Source organism: Mycolicibacterium boenickei (assembly GCF_010731295.1).
Classification (GTDB): domain Bacteria; phylum Actinomycetota; class Actinomycetes; order Mycobacteriales; family Mycobacteriaceae; genus Mycobacterium; species Mycobacterium boenickei.
Genome location: NZ_AP022579.1, coordinates 3,132,481 through 3,153,029 on the forward strand (window position 1 = coordinate 3,132,481; position 20,549 = coordinate 3,153,029).

The 20,549-nt window shown below is 66.7% G+C and carries 18 protein-coding genes and 1 tRNA gene; 15 read left to right on the top strand and 4 right to left on the bottom strand.

The window, feature by feature from the left end:
• Positions 1–391 precede the first annotated feature (391 nt).
• Positions 392–1,501 (top strand): phage major capsid protein, encoded by a 1,110-nt coding sequence (locus G6N57_RS14930; RefSeq protein WP_077743195.1) that lies wholly within the window; start codon positions 392–394, stop codon positions 1,499–1,501.
• Between the two features lie 686 nt (positions 1,502–2,187).
• On the opposite strand, the gene G6N57_RS14935 is transcribed toward G6N57_RS14930, so the two are convergent.
• The 3 genes from G6N57_RS14935 to G6N57_RS14945 all read right to left on the bottom strand — a co-directional run bounded on the left by G6N57_RS14935 (position 2,188) and on the right by G6N57_RS14945 (position 3,352).
• Positions 2,188–2,754, bottom strand: coding sequence for a hypothetical protein (locus G6N57_RS14935; RefSeq protein ID WP_133118330.1), 567 nt, complete (start codon positions 2,752–2,754; stop codon positions 2,188–2,190).
• A gap of 4 nt (positions 2,755–2,758) precedes the next feature.
• Positions 2,759–3,112 (bottom strand): hypothetical protein, encoded by a 354-nt coding sequence (locus G6N57_RS14940; protein WP_077743197.1) that lies wholly within the window; start codon positions 3,110–3,112, stop codon positions 2,759–2,761.
• Between the two features lie 167 nt (positions 3,113–3,279).
• Positions 3,280–3,352 (bottom strand) — tRNA-Arg (locus G6N57_RS14945).
• 105 nt (positions 3,353–3,457) lie between these two features.
• Here G6N57_RS14945 and argS point away from each other — a divergent pair.
• From argS to rho, 6 genes are all read left to right on the top strand, one after another.
• Complete coding sequence (gene argS / locus G6N57_RS14950) at positions 3,458–5,107, top strand: arginine--tRNA ligase (RefSeq protein ID WP_077743290.1); 1,650 nt, start codon at positions 3,458–3,460, stop codon at positions 5,105–5,107.
• The gene (gene lysA / locus G6N57_RS14955) at positions 5,104–6,528 is read left to right on the top strand and encodes a diaminopimelate decarboxylase (RefSeq protein WP_077743198.1); all 1,425 of its coding nucleotides are present in this window, start codon (positions 5,104–5,106) and stop codon (positions 6,526–6,528) included. Before argS ends, lysA begins: the two co-directional genes overlap by 4 nt.
• On the top strand, positions 6,525–7,844 hold the full coding sequence (locus tag G6N57_RS14960) for a homoserine dehydrogenase (protein WP_077743199.1): 1,320 nt from the start codon (positions 6,525–6,527) through the stop codon (positions 7,842–7,844). Before lysA ends, G6N57_RS14960 begins: the two co-directional genes overlap by 4 nt.
• Entirely contained in the window at positions 7,841–8,941 is a 1,101-nt protein-coding gene (gene thrC / locus G6N57_RS14965) for a threonine synthase (RefSeq protein WP_077743200.1), read from the top strand. Before G6N57_RS14960 ends, thrC begins: the two co-directional genes overlap by 4 nt.
• Positions 8,942–8,946: 5 nt before the next feature.
• Positions 8,947–9,894 carry a homoserine kinase gene (gene thrB / locus G6N57_RS14970; RefSeq protein ID WP_077743201.1) on the top strand — a complete coding sequence of 316 codons (948 nt, stop codon included), beginning with the start codon at positions 8,947–8,949 and terminating at the stop codon, positions 9,892–9,894.
• Positions 9,895–10,205: 311 nt separating this feature from the next.
• Positions 10,206–12,194, top strand: coding sequence for a transcription termination factor Rho (gene rho, locus G6N57_RS14975; protein ID WP_097926089.1), 1,989 nt, complete (start codon positions 10,206–10,208; stop codon positions 12,192–12,194).
• Between the two features lie 61 nt (positions 12,195–12,255).
• On the opposite strand, the gene G6N57_RS14980 is transcribed toward rho, so the two are convergent.
• Positions 12,256–12,888 (bottom strand): TetR/AcrR family transcriptional regulator, encoded by a 633-nt coding sequence (locus G6N57_RS14980; protein WP_077743202.1) that lies wholly within the window; start codon positions 12,886–12,888, stop codon positions 12,256–12,258.
• A gap of 86 nt (positions 12,889–12,974) precedes the next feature.
• Between G6N57_RS14980 and fadD1 the strand changes: the two genes are divergently transcribed.
• The 8 genes from fadD1 (at position 12,975) to G6N57_RS15020 (ending at position 20,526) form a co-directional block, all read left to right on the top strand.
• Positions 12,975–14,528, top strand: a complete 1,554-nt coding sequence (fadD1, locus tag G6N57_RS14985; protein ID WP_077743203.1) for a fatty-acid--CoA ligase FadD1 — start codon at positions 12,975–12,977, stop codon at positions 14,526–14,528.
• 82 nt (positions 14,529–14,610) lie between these two features.
• Positions 14,611–14,970, top strand: a complete 360-nt coding sequence (locus G6N57_RS14990; protein ID WP_077743204.1) for a YciI family protein — start codon at positions 14,611–14,613, stop codon at positions 14,968–14,970.
• Positions 14,967–16,172 carry an RNA polymerase sigma factor gene (locus tag G6N57_RS14995; protein ID WP_077743205.1) on the top strand — a complete coding sequence of 402 codons (1,206 nt, stop codon included), beginning with the start codon at positions 14,967–14,969 and terminating at the stop codon, positions 16,170–16,172. The genes G6N57_RS14990 and G6N57_RS14995 overlap by 4 nt, the downstream gene beginning before the upstream one ends.
• A gap of 124 nt (positions 16,173–16,296) precedes the next feature.
• Positions 16,297–16,536, top strand: a complete 240-nt coding sequence (gene rpmE, locus G6N57_RS15000; RefSeq protein ID WP_036448410.1) for a 50S ribosomal protein L31 — start codon at positions 16,297–16,299, stop codon at positions 16,534–16,536.
• A gap of 99 nt (positions 16,537–16,635) precedes the next feature.
• The gene (gene prfA / locus G6N57_RS15005) at positions 16,636–17,736 is read left to right on the top strand and encodes a peptide chain release factor 1 (protein WP_077743206.1); all 1,101 of its coding nucleotides are present in this window, start codon (positions 16,636–16,638) and stop codon (positions 17,734–17,736) included.
• The gene (prmC, locus tag G6N57_RS15010; RefSeq protein WP_077743207.1) at positions 17,733–18,578 is read left to right on the top strand and encodes a peptide chain release factor N(5)-glutamine methyltransferase; all 846 of its coding nucleotides are present in this window, start codon (positions 17,733–17,735) and stop codon (positions 18,576–18,578) included. The genes prfA and prmC overlap by 4 nt, the downstream gene beginning before the upstream one ends.
• 30 nt (positions 18,579–18,608) lie before the next feature.
• Positions 18,609–19,271, top strand: coding sequence for an L-threonylcarbamoyladenylate synthase (locus G6N57_RS15015; RefSeq protein ID WP_077743208.1), 663 nt, complete (start codon positions 18,609–18,611; stop codon positions 19,269–19,271).
• Between the two features lie 7 nt (positions 19,272–19,278).
• The gene (locus G6N57_RS15020; protein ID WP_077743209.1) at positions 19,279–20,526 is read left to right on the top strand and encodes a glycosyltransferase family 4 protein; all 1,248 of its coding nucleotides are present in this window, start codon (positions 19,279–19,281) and stop codon (positions 20,524–20,526) included.
• The last annotated feature ends 23 nt before the right edge of the window (positions 20,527–20,549 follow it).

Below are 20,549 nucleotides of genomic sequence, written 5' to 3' on the forward strand. Positions count from 1 at the left end.
GCACCCTTGCCGTTACCCGCGTGGGTCCCGAAAGTGGCTCAGCGTGGCGCACAGCCTCAGCAATGGCCATCTCAGAGCCAAGGCTGACAGTCAGATTCGGCCTACTGAATGGCCAGCCCACAAGCGCTACGATGGACGCCGAGCGTTCGCCGACCCCTCAGCGCCGGACGCTCGGGGCCAGCGGTCGCGGGTTGCTTTCGCTTGAGTTTCAACCCCCGAACCGCTGCCCCTAAGACTCGGGTGAGCAACTTGCCCGCGCCGATGAGCAGCACCGGCATAAGAGCCGCTGACAGACGCCATCGCCGCAGGAATTGTCTCGCCGCACTCCATCATTCGCTCGGTGCGAGCTAAACACACTGGCGTGCACCGAGTTTCAGCAAAGGACTGTGCGATGAACATTCTGGAATTGAAACGGCGACAGAACGCGCTGGCCGACCGCGCTGGCCAGCTCCTCGATGACTACGACGCGGGAAAAATCACGGGCAAAGCGTTCGACCTCGAAGCGGAGAAGCTCGCCACCGAGGATCGCGAACTACGCAGTGCTCGCAAGGCACTCGGCTACGCCCAAGGATTCGCCGGTGGCCACGCCGAGGGTGAGCCATCCTCAACGCCGACCGACGACGGCAGACGGCTCAGCTTCAAGAACATGGGCGCGGCGTTCGCCAAGCAGGCAGGGCCGGACGGCATCACGGTCAAGGCCCTCGCCCCGAGCGGTGCAACCGTGGTGGCGCAAGAGTTCGCGCCGAGCCCGGTCTCTCTGGGTCAGCCAGCCACCGGCCTGCTCGACGTGGTTCCGGTAAAGCCCCACAGCACTGGGCAATTCAGCTACCTACGGCAGACAATTCGGACGAACAACGCCGCCAAAGTGGCTGACCACGGGCTCAAGCCCACCAGTGTGTTCACGGTGGAGCGCATCGAGGACCAGCTCGACGTGATCGCTCACCTGTCCGAGCCGATCCCGCGATTCTGGCTCAAGGACAACGAGGAGCTTGCAGGGTTCATCACCAACGAGCTTGTCTATGGATTGAAAACCGCCGTAGAGGCAATGGTTCTGGACGACATCAACGCCACCTCGGGGTTGCAGACTCAGGCGTATGCCACCAGTCCGCTTGTCACACTGCGTAAGTCGCTGACCAAGCTGGAAAACAACGGGCTCGAAGCGGGTGCGATTGTGCTCGCTCCGGTCGACTGGGAAGCGGTCGAACTGTTGCTCACCACCACGGGAGCGACTGACGTGCAAGGTATTCCGTACGATGCTGCCACGCGGCGATTGTTCGGGGTGCCGGTCGCGGTGACCGTGGCAGCCGCCGAGGGCACCGGCCACGTGCTGGCACGGGATTCGGTCATGCTCGATACCGGCGAGGGTGTCGGTATCCAGTGGTCGGAGAATGCCGGGGCTGAGACGTTCGCCCGCAACGAGATTGTGGCCCGCTGTGAGGGACGCTATGCGACAAGCGTTTTCCGTCCGCTCGGTGTCGTGGTCGCAGACCTGACGGCGTGAGCCGGGGCTGTGAGCCAGGCATGAGCACGCTACCCAGCGCTGACCCGTGGTCTCCGTACTTCGGGGACCACGGGGCTGGCGCGTATGCCGGAACAGATTGCCCCGAGCAAGCTTTGGAGGAAAGCAGGGCGATGAGTAGCAGAGTCAGACGCACCGCGCGCGACAGCGCACGCGGTGCCAGCGCCGACGATGGCGTGAAAGTGACAGTCACCCAAGGTATTCAGGTGTTCCACGATGGCCAAACCTACCGGGACGGCCAGAGTGTGACAGTGCCGCAGACGGTGGCGCGTCGGTGGATTCGCAACGGGTGGGCCTCGGACAGCGGGCCATCGGTGTTGCGCGATCCCCGAGGACTGGCAAGCCCCGTGATCGAGGTGGAGCCGGAAGCCAAGGCGGGCAGCGAGAGTCAGCCAGCCAAGACGACTCATCCTGCGAGGGTGAGAACCGGCACCGCTCGACGTGATCCACGGGTGTCTCGCGCGAAAGCCGAGGGAGACAATGACGATGAGTGAGAATCAGACCGCCGCACAGGTGGTAGGCGGCACTCCGTTCAACCCGGTGTGCAAGATTGTCACCAACACCAGGCAGGCCGACGACGAACAGGAGCCCGACGACGCTGCCTGACCGATGTAAAGTGGTGCGGCACAGGTGATTAACTCGGCCCACCTGCGCCGCTTCACTTGTGCTCAGAACCATGGTGTGGGCTGGTCGGTTACGCCCTGGTCAGCGTCGGCTTTCGCAAGTTCAGCTGTGTTGGGCACGCGAAGATCGGCCCGAATGGCTGTCAATAGTTGGCCTTTCGCATCTTCTACCGGCTTTTCGCTCTCGGAGTATTCATCGCGGCCAAAGCTGCGGTAACCCGTTCGATGCCCCCATTCCAATGTGATGCGAAACGTCCGTGCAGCAATATAACCGGTGTCGAGCGTGCCGTAGATGGCGAGATGCTGTAGCTTCTCCCAGGCGTCCGTCTGCCAGTCGTCGCTCAACGTTTCGGTGTAGCCCATGGCCAGCTCCTCCACGAGCACCTGCATTCTGCGCACTGCCTCGTAGAACTCGACGTAGGCCACCCGGCGATTCTCAAACGTCCGCGCTTCATCCTCACGCTGCCAGCGTTCGCGCTCACGCTTGACCTCGCGGGCGAATGTCGCATCGTCTCGCCGGTCGGCACGGCGCTGCGTGAGCCACACGCCGAACAACGCACCGGCAGGGCTGAGCGCGGCCACAAGCAAAGTCAGCCATAGCGGTGTGTTCACGCTGTCAGCCCACGGTCCACGCAATCACTTCTGAGAGCCTGACTCGCACCACTTCAGGGGATGACTCTTGGCCCGGTAGCCCCAACGACTGATCAACGATCAGGTGCACATACTCGGGGTCCGGTGTGGCGGTAACAGTGCCGGTATAGCCGGACTGCTTTCCAAGCTGCTCCGTCGCCCAGTCACAGAAACGCTCGTGACTGACCGTCTCGCCGTAGAGAGTGCCTGACGGTAGGTAGAGCGTGAGAGCGATGGATTTGTTGGCGGCAGCGGTGTCGGCAAGGACTTGCTTGAGTAGCGGGTCTGTCGCACTCGGTCGCGGGGGAGGCGGCACCTTTTTGGTTACCGGATTGGTCATGGCAATGAGCCTGCCAGGCTGACGGCAGCGTCAGGCGAATGCTCGCGGTGTGTCGGCAAAGATTGAGCCTGTCGGGCTCAGGTTCCAGCAATGGTGCGTACTGACGTGCTAGGGCACGCATGGGGCACGGTGTGCCTGCGAATTAATGTTTCCGCAGGTCAGAGGAGTGCCCCCGGCAGGATTCGAACCTGCGGCCTTCTGCTCCGGAGGCAGACGCTCTATCCCCTGAGCTACGGGGGCGCGGGCTGAAGAACAGCTGCGCCGATTGGGCTTGCATAGCGTAGCGCATGGATGAGCGAATACGGATTCGGGGCGCGGGGACCCCAGACCATAGGATGGACCCTCGTGACCCCCGCCGACCTTGCAGAGCTGCTCAAGGCTACTGCCGCCGCAGTGCTGACCGAACACGACCTGGACACCGCCGCGTTGCCCGACACCGTCACGGTCGAGCGCCCGCGCAACCTCGAGCACGGCGACTACGCGACCAACCTCGCGCTGCAGCTCGGTAAGAAGGTCGGCGTCAATCCGCGCGAGCTGGCCGGCTGGCTGGCCACCGCACTGGCCGCGGCCGACGGCATCGCCGCCGCCGAGGTCGCCGGGCCCGGCTTCGTCAACCTGCGCATCGAGGCGTCGGCGCAGGGCGTCATCGTCACCAACGTGCTGACCGCGGGCGCGAGCTACGGCAACTCGACCGAACTGGCCGAGAAGGTCAACCTCGAGTTCGTCTCGGCCAACCCGACCGGGCCGATCCACATCGGCGGGACCCGCTGGGCCGCGGTGGGCGACGCGCTGGGCCGGCTGCTGTCCACCCAGGGCGCCGACGTCACCCGCGAGTACTACTTCAACGACCACGGCGCCCAGATCGACCGGTTCGCCCGTTCGTTGGTCGCCGCGGCCAAGGGGGAGCCGGCTCCGGAGGACGGCTACGCCGGTACCTACATCAACGACATCGCCGCTTCGGTGCTGGCCAAGCGTCCCGATGTGATGAGCCTGCCCGCCGACGAGCAGCAGGAGACCTTCCGTGAGATCGGTGTGGACCTGATGTTCACCCACATCAAGGAATCGCTGCACGAGTTCGGCACCGACTTCGACGTGTACACCCACGAAGACTCGATGCACACCTCGGGCCGCGTCGACCAGGCCATCGCCAAGCTGCGCGAGACCGGCAACATCTACGAGAAGGACGGCGCAACCTGGTTGCGCACCACCGAATTCGGAGATGACAAGGACCGCGTCGTCATCAAGAGTGACGGCAACGCGGCGTACATCGCGGGCGATCTCGCGTACTACCTCGATAAGCGGCAGCGCGGATTCGACCTGTGCATCTACATGCTCGGCGCCGACCACCACGGCTACATCGCCCGGTTGAAGGCGGCGGCCGCGGCGCTCGGGGACAACCCCGACACCGTCGAGGTGCTGATCGGCCAGATGGTCAACCTGGTCCGCGACGGCCAGCCCGTGCGGATGAGCAAGCGTGCCGGCACCGTCATCACCCTCGACGATCTGGTCGAGGCCATCGGTGTCGACGCCGCGCGGTACTCGCTCATCCGGTCCTCCGTGGACACCCCGATCGACATCGATCTGGCGCTGTGGTCCAGCGCGTCCAACGAAAACCCGGTCTACTACGTGCAATACGCGCACGCCCGGTTGTCTGCGCTGGCCCGTAATGCCGCCGACCTCGGCGTCACCGCCGACACGGCTCACCTGGATCTGCTGACCCATGAAAAGGAAGGCGTCCTGATCCGCAACCTCGGTGAGTTCCCCCGGGTGCTCAAAGCCGCTGCCGCGCTGCGCGAGCCGCACCGCGTGTGCCGGTACCTCGAAGACCTGGCCGGCGACTACCACCGGTTCTACGACGCCTGCCGCGTGCTGCCGCAGGGCGATGAAAGCCCAGGGCAGCTCAATTCGGCACGCCTCGCGCTGTGCGAGGCCACCCGCCAGGTGATCGCGAACGGTCTGGCCATCCTGGGCGTCACCGCTCCGGAGCGCATGTGAACGCGCACCCCGCCGGGCCGCGGCACGCCGACGAGGTGCAGCACCCCGGCGCGCCGGCGAAGCCGCAGTCTTCCGACGAGATCATGCTGCTGGCCCCGAATGTGTGGCCCCGCAACCTGGTTCGTGGCGACGACGGTGTGGTGTCGATTGCCGGAGTCCCGGTCACCGCGCTGGCGGCCGAATACGGCACCCCGCTTTTCGTGATCGACGAGGACGACTTCCGGTCCCGCTGCCGCGACATCGCCTCGGCCTTCGGCGGGGGCGACTACGTGCACTACGCGGCGAAGGCGTTCCTGTGCAGCGAGATCGCCCGCTGGGTCAACCAGGAAGGCCTGTCGCTCGACGTGGCCACCGGGGGAGAGCTGGCCGTTGCGCTGCACGCCGACTTCCCGCCGGAACGAATCACGTTGCACGGCAACAACAAATCTGTCGCTGAGCTGAGTGCGGCCGTCAAGGCCGGGGTCGGGCACGTGGTGGTCGATTCCCTGATAGAGATCGAGCGTCTGGACGAAGTCGCCGGCGCGGCGGGCATCGTGCAGGACGTGCTGGTGCGGGTCACGCCCGGAGTGGAGGCGCACACCCACGAGTTCATCTCCACCGCTCACGAGGATCAGAAGTTCGGGCTGTCGCTGGCCAGTGGCGCGGCGATGGAGGCCGTGCGCACGGTGTTCGCCACCGACAACCTGCGCCTGGTCGGACTGCATTGCCATGTCGGCAGCCAGATCTTCGACGTGGCAGGCTTCGAGGTGGCCGCCCACCGGGTGATCGGCCTGCTGCGTGACGTGGTGTCGGAATTCGGTGTCGAGAAGACGTCGCAGATGTCGATTATCGACCTCGGCGGCGGTTTGGGGATCTCCTACGTTCCCGACGATGATCCGCCGCCGATGCAGGAGCTGGCCGACAAGCTGCTGGCCATCGTGCGCAGCGAGTCCGAGGCGGTAGGGCTGCCGACGCCCAAACTCGTGGTCGAGCCGGGCCGCGCCATCGCCGGTCCGGGCACCATCACGCTCTACGAGATCGGCACCGTAAAAGACGTGGCGATCAGCGCCACCGCCGAGCGCCGCTACGTGAGCGTCGACGGCGGGATGAGCGACAACATCCGCCCGGCCCTCTACGGCGCGGAGTACGACGCGCGGTTGGTCTCGCGGGTCAGCGACGCACCCGCGGCCCTGGCACGCATCGTCGGGAAGCACTGCGAGACCGGTGACATCGTCGTTCGCGACGCCTGGGTCTCCGATGACATCGCGCCGGGCGACCTGCTGGCAGTCGCCGCGACCGGCGCCTACTGCTACTCGATGTCGAGCCGGTACAACCTGCTGTGCCGTCCCGCCGTGGTGGCCGTGAAGGACGGCACGGCGCGGCTGGTGCTCCGTCGGGAGACCGTCGACGATCTTTTGAGCTTGGAGGTGAGTGGTCAATGAGTGAAAAGCCCATCGGCGTAGCGGTGCTGGGGCTGGGCAACGTCGGCAGCGAAGTGGTGCGCATCATCAACGAGAGCGCCGCCGACCTCGCCGCCCGTATCGGTGCCCCGCTGGAGGTGCGCGGTATCGGCGTGCGCAAGGTCTCCGGCGACCGTGGAGTGCCCAAAGACCTGCTCACCGATGACATCGTCGAGCTGGTGTCCCGCGACGACGTCGACATCGTGGTCGAGCTGATGGGCCCGGTGAAGCCGGCCCGCAAGGCCATCCTGGCCGCGCTCGAACAGGGCAAGTCGGTGGTCACCGCCAACAAGGCGCTGATGGCGCAGTCCACCGGTGAACTGGCGCAGGCCGCCGAGAAGGCCCGCGTCGACCTGTATTTCGAGGCCGCGGTGGCCGGTGCCATCCCCGTGATCCGGCCCCTGACCCAGTCGCTGGCAGGCGATTCGGTGTTGCGCGTCGCCGGCATCGTCAACGGCACCACCAACTACATCCTGTCCGAGATGGACAGCACCGGAGCCGATTACAGCTCGGCACTGGCCGATGCCAGCGCGCTCGGTTATGCCGAGGCTGATCCCACCGCCGATGTCGAGGGTTATGACGCCGCGGCCAAGGCGGCGATCCTGGCCTCGATCGCATTCCACACCCGGGTCACTGCCGACGATGTCTACCGCGAAGGCATCACCAAGGTGAGTGCGGCCGACTTCGAATCGGCGCGGGCCCTGGGTTGCACCATCAAGCTGCTGGCCATCTGCGAGCGCTTGACCACTGATGAAGGCAAGCAACGTGTTTCGGCGCGCGTCTACCCGGCGCTGGTGCCCCTGACGCACCCGCTGGCCGCGGTCAACGGTGCGTTCAACGCCGTGGTCGTCGAGGCCGAGGCGGCCGGCCGGCTGATGTTCTACGGCCAGGGCGCCGGGGGAGCGCCGACCGCTTCGGCGGTGATGGGCGACGTCGTGATGGCCGCGCGCAACCGGGTCCAGGGTGGCCGTGGTCCGCGGGAATCCAAGTACGCCAAGCTGCCGATCGCCCCGATCGGGTTCATCCCCACCCGCTACTACGTCAACATGAACGTCTCCGACCGGCCTGGTGTGTTGTCCGCCGTGGCAGCCGAATTCGCCAAGCGCGAGGTCAGCATCGCCGAGGTGCGACAAGAGGGCATGGTCGACGAGGAGGGGCAGCTGTGCGGTGCCCGCATCGTCGTGGTCACCCACCAGGCCACCGATGCCGCGCTCTCGGAGACCGTTGAGGCGCTGGCCGATCTCGACGTGGTGCAGACCATCAACAGTGTGCTGCGCATGGAAGGAACGAACGCATGAACCCCGGGACGCAAGGAAAGACCAGTGCGGGGCCGGTGCACCGGCCCTGGCCGGGACTGATCGAGGCCTACCGCGACCGGTTGCCGGTCGGCGACAACTGGACGCCGATCACCTTGCTCGAGGGCGGCACGCCGCTCATCCATGCCAAGCGCCTGAGCGAACTCACCGGCTGCACAGTGCATCTCAAGGTCGAGGGGCTCAACCCGACCGGGTCCTTCAAGGACCGCGGCATGACGGTGGCGGTCACCGAGTCGCTCGCGCGCGGCCAGCAGGCCGTGCTGTGCGCCTCCACCGGCAACACCTCGGCCTCGGCTGCGGCGTACGCCGCCCAGGCCGGTATCACCTGTGCGGTGCTGATCCCGCAGGGCAAGATCGCGATGGGCAAGCTGGCCCAGGCAGTAATGTACGGCGCCAAGATCATTCAGGTCGACGGCAACTTCGACGACTGCCTGGAGCTGGCCCGCAAGATCACTGCGGACTTCCCGACCATCGCCCTGGTGAACTCGGTCAACCCCTATCGCATCGAGGGGCAGAAGACCGCCGCGTTCGAGATCGTCGACGCGCTGGGCATCGCCCCCGACGTGCATTCACTGCCGGTGGGCAACGCGGGCAACATCACCGCCTACTGGAAGGGCTACAGCGAGTACCACCGCGACGGCCTGTCCGAACGGCTGCCCCGCATGCTCGGCACCCAGGCCGCCGGAGCTGCCCCGCTGGTGCTGGGGGAGCCGGTCAAGGAGCCCGAGACCATCGCCACCGCCATCCGGATCGGATCGCCGGCGTCGTGGTCCGGTGCTGTCGAGGCCCAGCAGCAGTCCAAGGGCCGGTTCCTGGCCGCCACCGACGAGGAGATCCTCGCGGCGTATCACCTGATCGCCCGCAGTGAAGGCGTGTTCGTCGAGCCCGCGTCGGCGGCCAGCGTGGCCGGCCTGCTCAAATCGATCGAGGACGGCTGGGTCAAGCGTGGCTCGACGGTGGTCTGCACCGTCACCGGCAACGGCCTCAAGGATCCCGACACCGCACTCAAGGACATGCCCACCGTCACCGCGGTGCCGGTGGATCCGGTTGCCGTCGTCGCCAAGCTCGGACTGGTCTGAGCCTGGTGAATCAGACCCTGCCCGCTGGGCTCACCGCCACCGCTGTCGTCGCAGCGTCAAGTGCCAACCTCGGACCAGGCTTCGACAGCCTGGGGTTGGCGTTGAGCCTGTACGACGAGATCATCGTCGAGACAACCGAATCCGGCCTTCAGTTGGAGGTCGAGGGTGAGGGCGCGGGCCAGGTTCCGCTCGATGCGACCCATCTGGTGGTGCGGGCCATCGAGGCAGGCCTGCAGGCCACCGGTTTCCGCGCTGCCGGGCTGATCGTCCGGTGCCGCAACGAGATTCCGCACTCGCGTGGGCTCGGGTCATCGGCCGCCGCAGTCGTCGGCGGTCTGGCGGTGGTCAATGGTCTTGTGGCACAAGTTGGTTCGGATCCGATGACGGCGGAGCAGCTGATCCAGCTGTCCAGCGAGTTCGAGGGCCATCCGGACAATGCCGCGGCGGCAGTGCTGGGCGGTGCGGTGGTGTCCTGGACCGAGATGGACGACGAGGGGCGCCCGCGCTACCACGCAGCGCCGGTTCGGGTGCATCCGGACATCCGGCTGTTCCCCGCGGTTCCGCAGCAGCGGTCGTCCACCGCGGAGACCCGGGCGGTGCTGCCCGAGCAGGTCAGCCATGTCGACGCGCGATTCAACCTCAGCCGCGCGGCCCTGCTGGTGGTGGCGCTCAGCGAGCGCCCGGATCTGCTGATGGCCGCCACCCAGGACGTGTTGCATCAGCCACAGCGCGCCGCGGCGATGCCGGCCTCGGCGGAATACCTGCAACTGCTGCGGCGTTGTGGAGTGGCAGCAGTGCTGTCCGGGGCCGGACCTACGGTCCTCGGGCTGAGTGCCCAGGTGGGATTGCCTGATGAGGCCGTGGATTACGGCACTGCCAATGGGTTCACCGTCAGGGAAATGTCGGTCGGAGCAGGCGTCCGCTGGACGTCGGGTGTGGCTGCCAAGAACTGACGATTGAGCGGCACGATAAGAAGTGGACGCCACACGCCAAGCGTTGACGTTGCTTGATTACTTCACCAAAGCGGGTTATTCTCGCTCTCGTCCAGCACTCGCAGGGTCTCTGCCTGCGTCGACACCAGGACGACCACCCAATCTTCTTGTGTTCTACTCGTGGACTGACGGTTCGCCATCTCGGCGAATCCTGGCGATCGCCGTTGCGCAGGCGACGGTGTGAGCTACGTGTTCAGCGTTTCAGCTGAATGCGCATCGACCTTTGGGGAACCCTCGCGCGACCTGATGAGCGAGGGAAAGAAAGGAAATCCGTGACAGATACGGACCTCTTCACGGCTGACAGTGCAAATGGCGCTGGAGATCTACCGAATGCCGTGACATCTGAAAGCACCGAGACCACTGACACCGCGGCTGCGCGGCGCGCTTCGAGCGCCCGGCCCGCGTCGCTGTCGACCATGGTGCTGCCTGAGCTGCGCGCACTGGCCAAGGAAATCGGTGTTGAAGGCGCGTCCGGTTTGCGCAAGAGTGAATTGATCGCAGCTATTCGCGCCCATCGCGGCGAGTCCAACGGTGCCGCCGAGGCCCCTCAGCAAGCCCCCGCCGACGCCCAGCCGGACGCCGGTGCCGAGGCTGCTGAGCAGCCCGCACCGCGTCGCCGCGAGCGCCGGGGTTCCTCGCGTCAGGCCGGCGCCCCGGTCGCCGACGCGAAGGACGAGGCGGGCAATGAGGGCGCCAAGGTCGAGGCGAAAGCCGAGGCCAAGGACGAGGCCGACGCCAAGGACGCCGAGCCCGCCGCTGAGCAGCAGGAAAAGCCTGCCAAGCAGGACAAGCGCGAGCGTCAGGAACGCCGCGAGAAGCGTGAGCAGTCCGAGGGCGAGAACAAGGCCGACAACAAGCAGGACGACAAGCGCGACCAGAAGCAGGACCGCGACCAGAAGCAGGACAAGGGTCAGGGCCGCGACCAGTCCGATCAGCAGGACAACCAGCAGAACCGGGGCGGTAACTCCTCGGGCAACAACAACGACGACGACGGTGACGGCGAAGGCCGTCAGGGTCGCCGCGGGCGCCGGTTCCGTGACCGCGACCGCCGCCGGCGCGGAGAGCGTGGCGGCGAGGGCGGCAACGAGACCGAACTGCGCGAGGACGACGTCGTCCAGCCGGTCGCCGGCATCCTCGACGTCCTGGACAATTACGCGTTCGTCCGCACGTCGGGCTACCTGGCGGGGCCGAACGACGTCTACGTCTCCATGAACATGGTGCGCAAGAACGGTCTGCGCCGCGGCGACGCGGTCACCGGTGCGGTGCGCGTGCCCCGCGAAGGCGAGGGCGGCGGCAACAACCCGCGGCAGAAGTTCAACCCGCTGGTGCGCCTGGACAGCGTCAACGGCGGTCCGGTGGAGGCGGCCAAGAACCGGCCGGACTTCACCAAGCTGACCCCGCTGTACCCGAACCAGCGGCTGCGCCTGGAGACCACGCCCGAGCGGCTGACCACCCGTGTCATCGATCTGATCATGCCGATCGGTAAGGGCCAGCGCGCCCTGATCGTGTCGCCGCCCAAGGCCGGTAAGACCACGATCATGCAGGACATCGCCAACGCGATCACCAAGAACAACCCGGAATGCCACCTGATGGTGGTGCTCGTCGACGAGCGTCCGGAAGAGGTCACCGACATGCAGCGTTCGGTGAAGGGTGAGGTCATCGCCTCGACCTTCGACCGTCCGCCGTCAGACCACACCCAGGCGGCCGAGCTGGCGATCGAGCGGGCCAAGCGCCTGGTCGAGCAGGGCAAGGACGTCGTCGTGCTGCTGGACTCGATCACCCGTCTGGGCCGCGCGTACAACAACGCGTCGCCGGCCTCGGGCCGCATCCTGTCCGGTGGTGTGGACTCCACCGCGCTGTACCCGCCGAAGCGGTTCCTCGGCGCGGCCCGCAACATCGAGCACGGCGGCTCGCTGACCATCATCGCCACGGCGATGGTCGAGACCGGTTCGACCGGCGACACCGTGATCTTCGAGGAGTTCAAGGGCACCGGTAACGCCGAGCTCAAGCTCGACCGCAAGATCGCCGAGCGCCGGGTATTCCCCGCGGTCGACGTCAACCCGTCGGGCACCCGCAAGGACGAGCTGCTGCTCAGCCCCGACGAGTTCGCGATCGTGCACAAGCTGCGTCGTGTGCTGTCCGGGCTGGACTCGCACCAGGCCATCGACCTGCTGATGAGCCAGCTGCGCAAGACCAAGAACAACTACGAGTTCCTGGTGCAGGTCTCCAAGACCGCTCCCGGCTCGATGGACGTCGACTAGCTACGACAACGTGAAAGGCCCCCGATCTTCGGGGGCCTTTTGCGTGTGGTCGGAAAGTTGTCTACGGACGTAGCCCGGGCATCAGATACCGCCGAACCTGGGCGAGCACCGCGTCCCCGTCGCTGGGATCCAACGTGTTGCCCGGTACGGTCGCCAGCGAGATCAGCACTCGTGCAACCCATTCCGATGCCTCGGGGATGTCGATGTCGGCGCGGACCTCACCGCGGTCGCGGGCGGCTGCCAGATAGGGCGACCAGAATTCGGCCAGGTCGGGGATCATGCCCTGCACACCGGCGCCCGCGCAGGCGGCGAATTCCTCGGGTTCGTCGGTGCGGAGTTTCATCAGAACCGCGCCGGGATCGTCGTAGGCCCGCAGACCGTTGGCGACGCCCCAGGCGATCTGGCGGTCCAGACCGTCGATCTGCTCGAGCATGGCCTGGGCTTCCGACCAGAACGTGTCGTTGAGGCGGACGATCACCGCGCCCAGCAGTGTCACCTTGTCGGGGAAGTGGCGGTAGAGCCACCCGCGGGATACCCCGGCGGCCTCGGCCACCTCCGAGACCGTGGTCGCGCGAATGCCCTTGGTCCGCAGGCATTCCTCGGCAGCGTCGATCAGTCGATCTCGCACGCTGCGGGGTGCCGTGGTGCTGGTCAACTGTGGCGTCTCCTGGTCTTCTGGTGGGCTTAGGTACATGATTCTGCCAAGGGTGTATCTCCTCGCGCCACAACCATGGTAGACAGTTTTCTAATTCTGTTCACTAACATTTGGGGAATCATCGGATGGCCGACACGCTGCAGCAGTTGCTCCGCGAGCGCGAGGGAGGCGACACGGTCGCCATCAAGTACGGCGAACGTACCTGGACCTGGCGCGAGCACATCGCGGAGGCGAAGGCTCAGGCGGCCACGCTGATCGCGATGGCCGATCCGGAGCGTTCCCTGCATGTCGGCACGCTGCTGGGCAACACCCCCGACATGCTGACCGCGCTGGCCGCCGCGGCGCTCGGCGGCTACGTGCTGTGCGGCATCAACAACACTCGTCGCGGCGACGCGCTGGCCCGCGACATCGCCCGCGTCGAGTGTCAGGTCGTCCTGGTCGACGACCAGCATCGTGGGCTGCTCGACGGCGTCGACCTCCCCGGTGTCACCGTCATCAACGTCTCTGACACCACTTGGTCGCCGCAGGAGTTGACCCCACACCGCGAGGTCGGGCCCGACGACACCTTCATGATGATCTTCACCTCGGGTACCAGCGGCGAACCCAAGGCCGTCCAGGTGGCGCACTCCATCGTGCTGTTCTCCGCCGCGGCACTGGTGCAGCGTTACGACCTCACCGAAGCGGACACCTGCTACCTGGCCATGCCGCTGTTCCACTCGAACGGGGTCTACGCGGGGTGGGGCGTCGCGCTCAGCTCGGGTGCGGCCATGGCGCCTGCCCAGTTCTCCGCGTCCGGTTTCCTGCCGGACATCCGCCGTTACGGCGCGACCTACATGAACTACGTCGGCAAGCCGCTGGCCTACATCCTGGCCACCGCCGAGCAGCCCGACGACCACGACAACCCGCTGCGCGTGGCGTTCGGCAACGAGGCCGCCGACCGCGACATCGACGAGTTCAGTCGCCGGTTCGGCTGCAGCGTGTGGGACGGCTTCGGTTCGACCGAGCTCGCGATCATCATCACGCGCTCCGAGGGCACGCCGGCCGGCAGCGTCGGCCAGGGTTTTCCCGGGGTGGCGATCTACGACCCGGAGACCGTCACCGAGTGCGAGGTCGCCCAGTTCGATGACACCGGCGCGCTGATCAACGCCGACGCCGCGACCGGCGAACTCGTCAACACCAACGGCAGCGGGATGTTCCGCGGCTACCACAACGACCAGGGCGCGACCGATGAACGACTGCGGCACGGCATGTACTGGTCGGGCGACCTGGCCTATCGGGACGCCGACGGCTGGATCTACCTGGCCGGGCGCACCGCGGACTGGATGCGGGTGGACGGCGAGAACATCACCGCGGCTCCCATCGAGCGAATCCTGTTGCGGCAGTCGGTGATCAGCCGCGTAGCGGTCTACCCGGTGCCCGACGAGTTCGTCGGCGACCAGGTGATGGCGGCCATCGTGCTGCGCGACGGCCAGGACCTCACGCCGGAAGAGTTCGGCGTCTTCCTGGCACAGCAGCAGGATCTGTCACCGAAATCCTGGCCCCGTTACGTCTGGCTCGCCGAGGATCTACCCACCACCGCGACCAACAAGATCCTCAAGCGGGAACTCGTCGCGCTGGGTGCAGATCCAGCCGGTCGGGTGCTGTGGAAGCGCGACGGCACGGTCTACACACAAATTTGACCCGACTGTCCACGCCACTGTCCCTTTCAATGTCTCCCGTTCGTCTCAATGCTGTTAGACGATCGCCCAGAAGGAGACGACGATGAAATACGCAACCCTGATCTTCACCAAGCCGGGCAGCCATGACGAGGACCTCACGCCCGACGAACGCGTCGCGTTGACCGCGGAGTACATGGCCCTCCGGCATGAGCCGCAGTGCGTCGGAGGCGGCCACCTCCAACCGGTCGAGACCGCAACCACGGTCCGGCACGGTCCGGGCGAGGGCCTGATCACCGACGGCCCATATGCCGACACCAAAGAGGTGTTCGCGGGCTACTTCGTCATCGAGGCCGCCGATCTCGATGAAGCACTGAAGTTCGCGCAGCGGATCCCGGCCGTCCGGCTCGGCGGTGCCGTCGAGGTCCGTCCACTCGTCGACATTCCCGGGGAAGGCGCGAACTGAGCTCCGCCACTTTCCAGGACGTCTTCCGGCGTGAGTGGGGCCGGGTCCTGGCTGCACTCGTCGGCATCCTCGGCGACTTCGATCTCGCCGAGGATGCCGCGCAGGAGGCGTTCGTCATCGCCGCCGAGCGGTGGCCCCGCGACGGCATACCGGAGTCACCGGTCGCGTGGTTGGTGCGCACCGGCCGCAACCGGGCCATCGACCGGGTGCGCCGGGAACAGACACTGCGAACCAAAACTCAGCTGCTGGAAGCGGATCAGCGGGCGACGACCATGGACGATATCGAGCTCGACGACAGCAACATCGGCGATGAGCGCCTACAACTGATCTTCATGTGCTGCCACCCGGCTCTGGCCCCCGAAGCCCAGGTGGCGCTGACCCTACGGGCGCTCGGCGGCCTCACCACTGCAGAGATAGCCCGGGCATTCCTGGTTTCCGAGGAGACCATGAAGCGTCGGCTCTCCCGGGCCAAGGCCAAGATCAAGGCGACCAACATCCCGTTCGCGCTGCCTGCCGACCGGGTGCTCCCGGACCGGGTAGCGGCCGTACTGGCGGTCATCTACCTGATCTTCAACCAGGGATTCACCGATCGTGACGACCTTGCCGCCGAAGCCATCCGGCTCGGCCAGGTGCTGGCCGAGCTGATGGTCGATGAACCCGAGGCATACGGGCTACTCGCCCTGATGCTGCTGCACGATTCACGGCGCGCGGCCAGGATGGTCGGGGGAGTGGTCGTTCCCTTGGCGGAGCAGGACCGCTCCCTGCATGACAAGGCCAAGGTCGATGCCGGCCAGGCCGCCCTGGACCGCGCGCTGGCCCTGCGGGCCGAGGCCGGGCCGTTCGTGCTGCAAGCCGCGATTGCCTCGTTGCAGTGCGAGCCGGTTGTCGACTGGCCCCAGGTCGTGGCGTTGTACGAGCGCCTCGAGCGCCTGACGGGATCGCCGGTGGTCGCGCTCAACCGTGCGGTGGCCATCGCCGAGGCCGGCGATCCGGACCGTGCCTTGACCCTCGTGGACTCGCTCGACCTCGGCGGTTATCGCTATCTGCCCTCGACCCGGGCCGAACTGCTGCGCCGCCTCGGCCGTGACGACGACGCCCGGCAGGCATTCGAGCAGGCGTTGCTACTGGCGGCGACGGAGCCGGAACGGCGCTTCCTCCAGCGTCGGTTGTCCGAGTTCGGCTCCGGTCGTGGGCAGGAATAGTCGCCGGTCATCGCGCGTTTAGGCTGTTGGCGGTTGACCTGGCATAATGGACCGCCGACCCTCGGTCCCGGTTCACGTCCATCTGAATTGCGGGCGACCCGGGCCAACGATTGAAGAGGAACCCATGAAAACAGGCATTCACCCTGAGTATGTCGAGACCACGGTGCACTGTGGTTGCGGCAATACCTTCCAGACCCGTAGCACCAAGCAGAGCGGCCAGATCGTGGTCGAGGTCTGCTCGCAGTGCCACCCGTTCTACACCGGCAAGCAGAAGATCCTCGACAGCGGCGGCCGCGTGGCCCGCTTCGAGAAGCGGTACGGCAAGCGCAAGCCTGCCGGCGAGACGGCTGCAGCCGACAAGTAGCTACGTCAACGGCGCCCGATCTGTCGCATTCGCGTCAGATCTGGGCGCTGTTCTCGTTTCCGGGAACAAACAGTCGGCATGAGTAGGGAGGACGTTGACGTGACAGACACCGCACCCGCGATCGAGGCGCTGCTCGCCGAGCACGCCGACCTCGAGCGTCAGCTCGCCGACCCCAACCTGCACGCCGATGCCTCCGCCGCCCGCAAGGTGGGCCGCCGCTTCGCCCAGATCTCGCCCGTAGTCGGGACCTACCGCAAGCTCGAAGCCGCCCGCGGCGATCTGGAAGCCGCCCGTGAACTCGCGGCCGACGACGCCAGCTTCGCCGACGAGGTGGAGGAGCTGACCGCCAAGGTCGCCGAACTCGACGCCCAGCTGACCGACCAGCTCGCACCCCGTGACCCCCACGATGCAGACGACATCGTGCTTGAGGTCAAGTCCGGGGAAGGCGGGGAGGAGTCGGCGCTGTTCGCCGCCGACCTGGCCCGCATGTACATCCGGTACGCCGAGCGTCACGGCTGGACCGTCACCGTGCTCGATGAGACCTGGTCGGACCTCGGCGGCTACAAGGACGCCACCATCACCATCGCCGGCAAGGGCGATTCCGCTGACGGCGTGTGGTCGCGGATGAAATTCGAAGGCGGAGTGCACCGCGTGCAGCGCGTGCCCGTCACCGAATCGCAGGGCCGCGTGCACACCTCGGCCGCGGGCGTGCTGGTCTATCCCGAGCCAGAAGACGTCGAGCAGGTCCAGATCGACGAATCCGATCTGCGCATCGATGTCTACCGGTCCTCGGGCAAGGGTGGCCAGGGCGTGAACACCACCGACTCCGCGGTCCGCATCACCCATCTGCCCACCGGCATCGTCGTGACCTGCCAGAACGAGCGGTCGCAGCTGCAGAACAAGGCCCGGGCCATGGTGGTGCTCGCGGCGCGACTGCAGGCGCTGGCCGAGGAACAGGCCTCGGCCGACGCGTCGGCCGACCGCGCCAGCCAGATCCGGACCGTCGACCGCAGCGAGCGGATCAGGACCTACAACTTCCCCGAGAACCGCATCGCCGATCACCGCATCAACTTCAAGGCGCACAACCTCGACCAGGTGCTCGACGGAGAAATGGACCCGCTGCTCGACGCGTTGGCCGCCGCCGACAAGCAGGCCCGGCTGCAGCAGGAGACATCAGCCGGCCCGCCGGCGAGGTCATGACCCCCCTGCGGCAGGCGATCGAGGCCGCAACCAAACGCCTGGCCGTCGCCGGCGTCGCATCCCCTCGCATCGATGCCGAATTACTGGCCGCCCACGCCGCGGGTGTCGAGCGCGGCCGGCTGATGTTTCTCGACGAGCCCGGTGAACAGTTCGTGCAGGTCTACGACGAACTCGTCGCCGCCCGGTCCCGCCGGATTCCCCTGCAACACCTTCTCGGCACCGCGCCGTTCGGCGCGCTGACTCTCGAGGTCGGCCCCGGAGTGTTCATCCCGCGGCCGGAAACCGAAGCGTTGTTGGAATGGGCTTGTGCGCAACAACTTCCGGATAATCCGGTGATCGTGGACCTGTGCACGGGTTCGGGTGCGCTGGCACTAGGGCTGGCCGCACAGTGGCCCAACGCCCGGGTGCTGGCGGTCGAGAACTCGCCCGCGGCTCTGGAATTCGCCCGTCGCAACGCGGCGGGAACGCGCGTGGAGATCCTCGATGCCGACGTCACCACGGCCGGCCTGCTGCCCGAACTCGACGGCCGGGTGGACCTGCTGGTATCGAACCCGCCCTACATCCCCGAGGCTGCGGTGCTCGAACCCGAAGTGGCCGAACACGATCCCGCGACCGCGTTGTTCGGCGGCGCGGACGGTATGTCTGTGATCCGGCCGATTGTCACGCTGGCCGCCCGGTGGTTACGTGACGGCGCCACCTGCGCCGTCGAGCATGACGACACCACCTCCGAACTGTGCGTGGACGCGTTCGTCGGCGACGGGCAGTTCACCGAGGTCACCGCGCGCCGCGACCTCGCCGGGCGACCCCGCTTTGTGACGGCGACCCGGGTTGGGAGAAGCTGAGCTGATGCGCGCACCGACCGGGGAGCCGACATGACCATCTTCGATTGCACCGACGCCGATCAGCGTGCGACGGGTATGGCCTCGGCGATCAGCGCGGTCAAGGGCGGACGGCTCGTGGTGATGCCGACCGACACCGTGTACGGCATCGGCGCCGACGCGTTCGATTCGGAAGCAGTGGGTGCGCTGCTGGCTGCCAAGGGCCGGGGCCGCAACATGCCGGTCGGCGTGTTCGTCGGTTCGTGGAACACCATCGACGGCCTGGTCTACTCGGTCCCCGCCGCGGCTCGCGAACTGATCAGGGCGTTCTGGCCGGGGGCACTGAGTCTGGTGGTCACGCAGGCGCCGTCACTGCAGTGGGATCTCGGGGATGCCAACGGCAGCGTCATGCTCCGGATGCCGCTGCACCCGGTGGCCATCGAATTGCTTCGTGAAGTCGGCCCCATGGCGCAGTCGAGTGCCAACGTCTCGGGCCAGCCGGCCGCGGTGACCGCGGCGCAGGCGCACGAGCAACTCGGCGACAAGGTCGAGGTCTATCTCGACGGCGGGCCGGCCGAACAGCAGGCCGCGTCCACCATCGTCGACCTCACCGGCGCCCAGCCGCGCATCCTGCGGACCGGCCCGATCAGTGCGGCCGACATCGCTAGGGTCGTTGGCGTGGAAACATCCACGCTCACAACAACACCTACGGAGTGATCTCAGCTTGCTGCAGTACGGTTCATCGGTGATGTCGGCCGGTGACGCAGTGATTCCCGCGGTCAACTCCGGGCTTCTCGCGCTGTCTGACCGGGGCGCCGGTGTACCGCTGCGAGAGCTGGCGCTGGTCGGCCTGACCGCTGCGATCATCACGTACTTCGCCACCGGCTGGGTGCGCGTGCTGGCCATCCGGATCGGCGCCGTCGCCTACCCGCGCGAACGCGATGTCCACGTCCAGCCGGTCCCGCGGATGGGCGGGTTGGCGATGTACATCGGCGTGGCCGCCGCGGTGTTGCTGGCTTCTCAACTTCCGGCGCTGACCCGAGGATTCGTCTACTCCACCGGCATGCCCGCAGTGGTGGTCGCCGGTGGGCTGATCATGGCCATCGGGCTGATCGACGACCGCTGGGGGCTGGACGCGCTGACCAAATTCGCCGGCCAGATCACCGCGGCCAGCGTGCTGGTCACCATGGGCGTGGCCTGGAGCGTGCTCTACATCCCGTTCGGGGGAGTGGGCACCATCGTGCTCGACCAGGTGTCGTCGATCCTGCTGACGCTCGCGCTCACGGTGTCGATCGTCAACGCGATGAACTTCGTGGACGGACTCGACGGGCTGGCCGCCGGCCTGGGACTCATCACGGCGCTGGCCATCTGCATCTTCTCGGTCGGGCTGCTGCGAGACCACGGCGGCGACGTCCTGTTCTACCCACCCGCGGTGATCTCGGTGGTGCTCGCCGGGGCCTGCCTGGGCTTCCTGCCACACAATTTCCACCGGGCCAAGATCTTCATGGGCGACTCGGGATCGATGCTGATCGGCCTGATGCTGGGTGCGGCGTCGACCACGGCCGCCGGACCGATCTCGCAGAACGCCTACGGTGCCCGCGACGTTTTCGCGCTCATGTCGCCGTTCCTCCTGGTGATCGCAGTGATGCTGGTGCCGGCGCTGGACACGTTGCTGGCCATCGTGCGTCGCACCCGAGCCGGCCGCAGTCCGCTCAGCCCCGACAAGATGCACCTGCATCACCGGCTTCTGCAGATCGGTCACTCGCATCGCCGCGCCGTGCTGCTGATCTACCTGTGGGTGGGCATCATCGCCTTCGGCGCCGCGGCGACCATCTTCTTCGATCCGCGCTACACCGGAGCGGTCGTCGCGGCCGCCATCGTGGTGGCGATCGTGGTGACACTGATACCCCTGTTGCAACGCGGGAGCGAAGGCTCCGAGGACGAGCACGAGGCGAAGTACGACAAAAAGTAGTAGGCCACGTTTAGGGGTGCCTA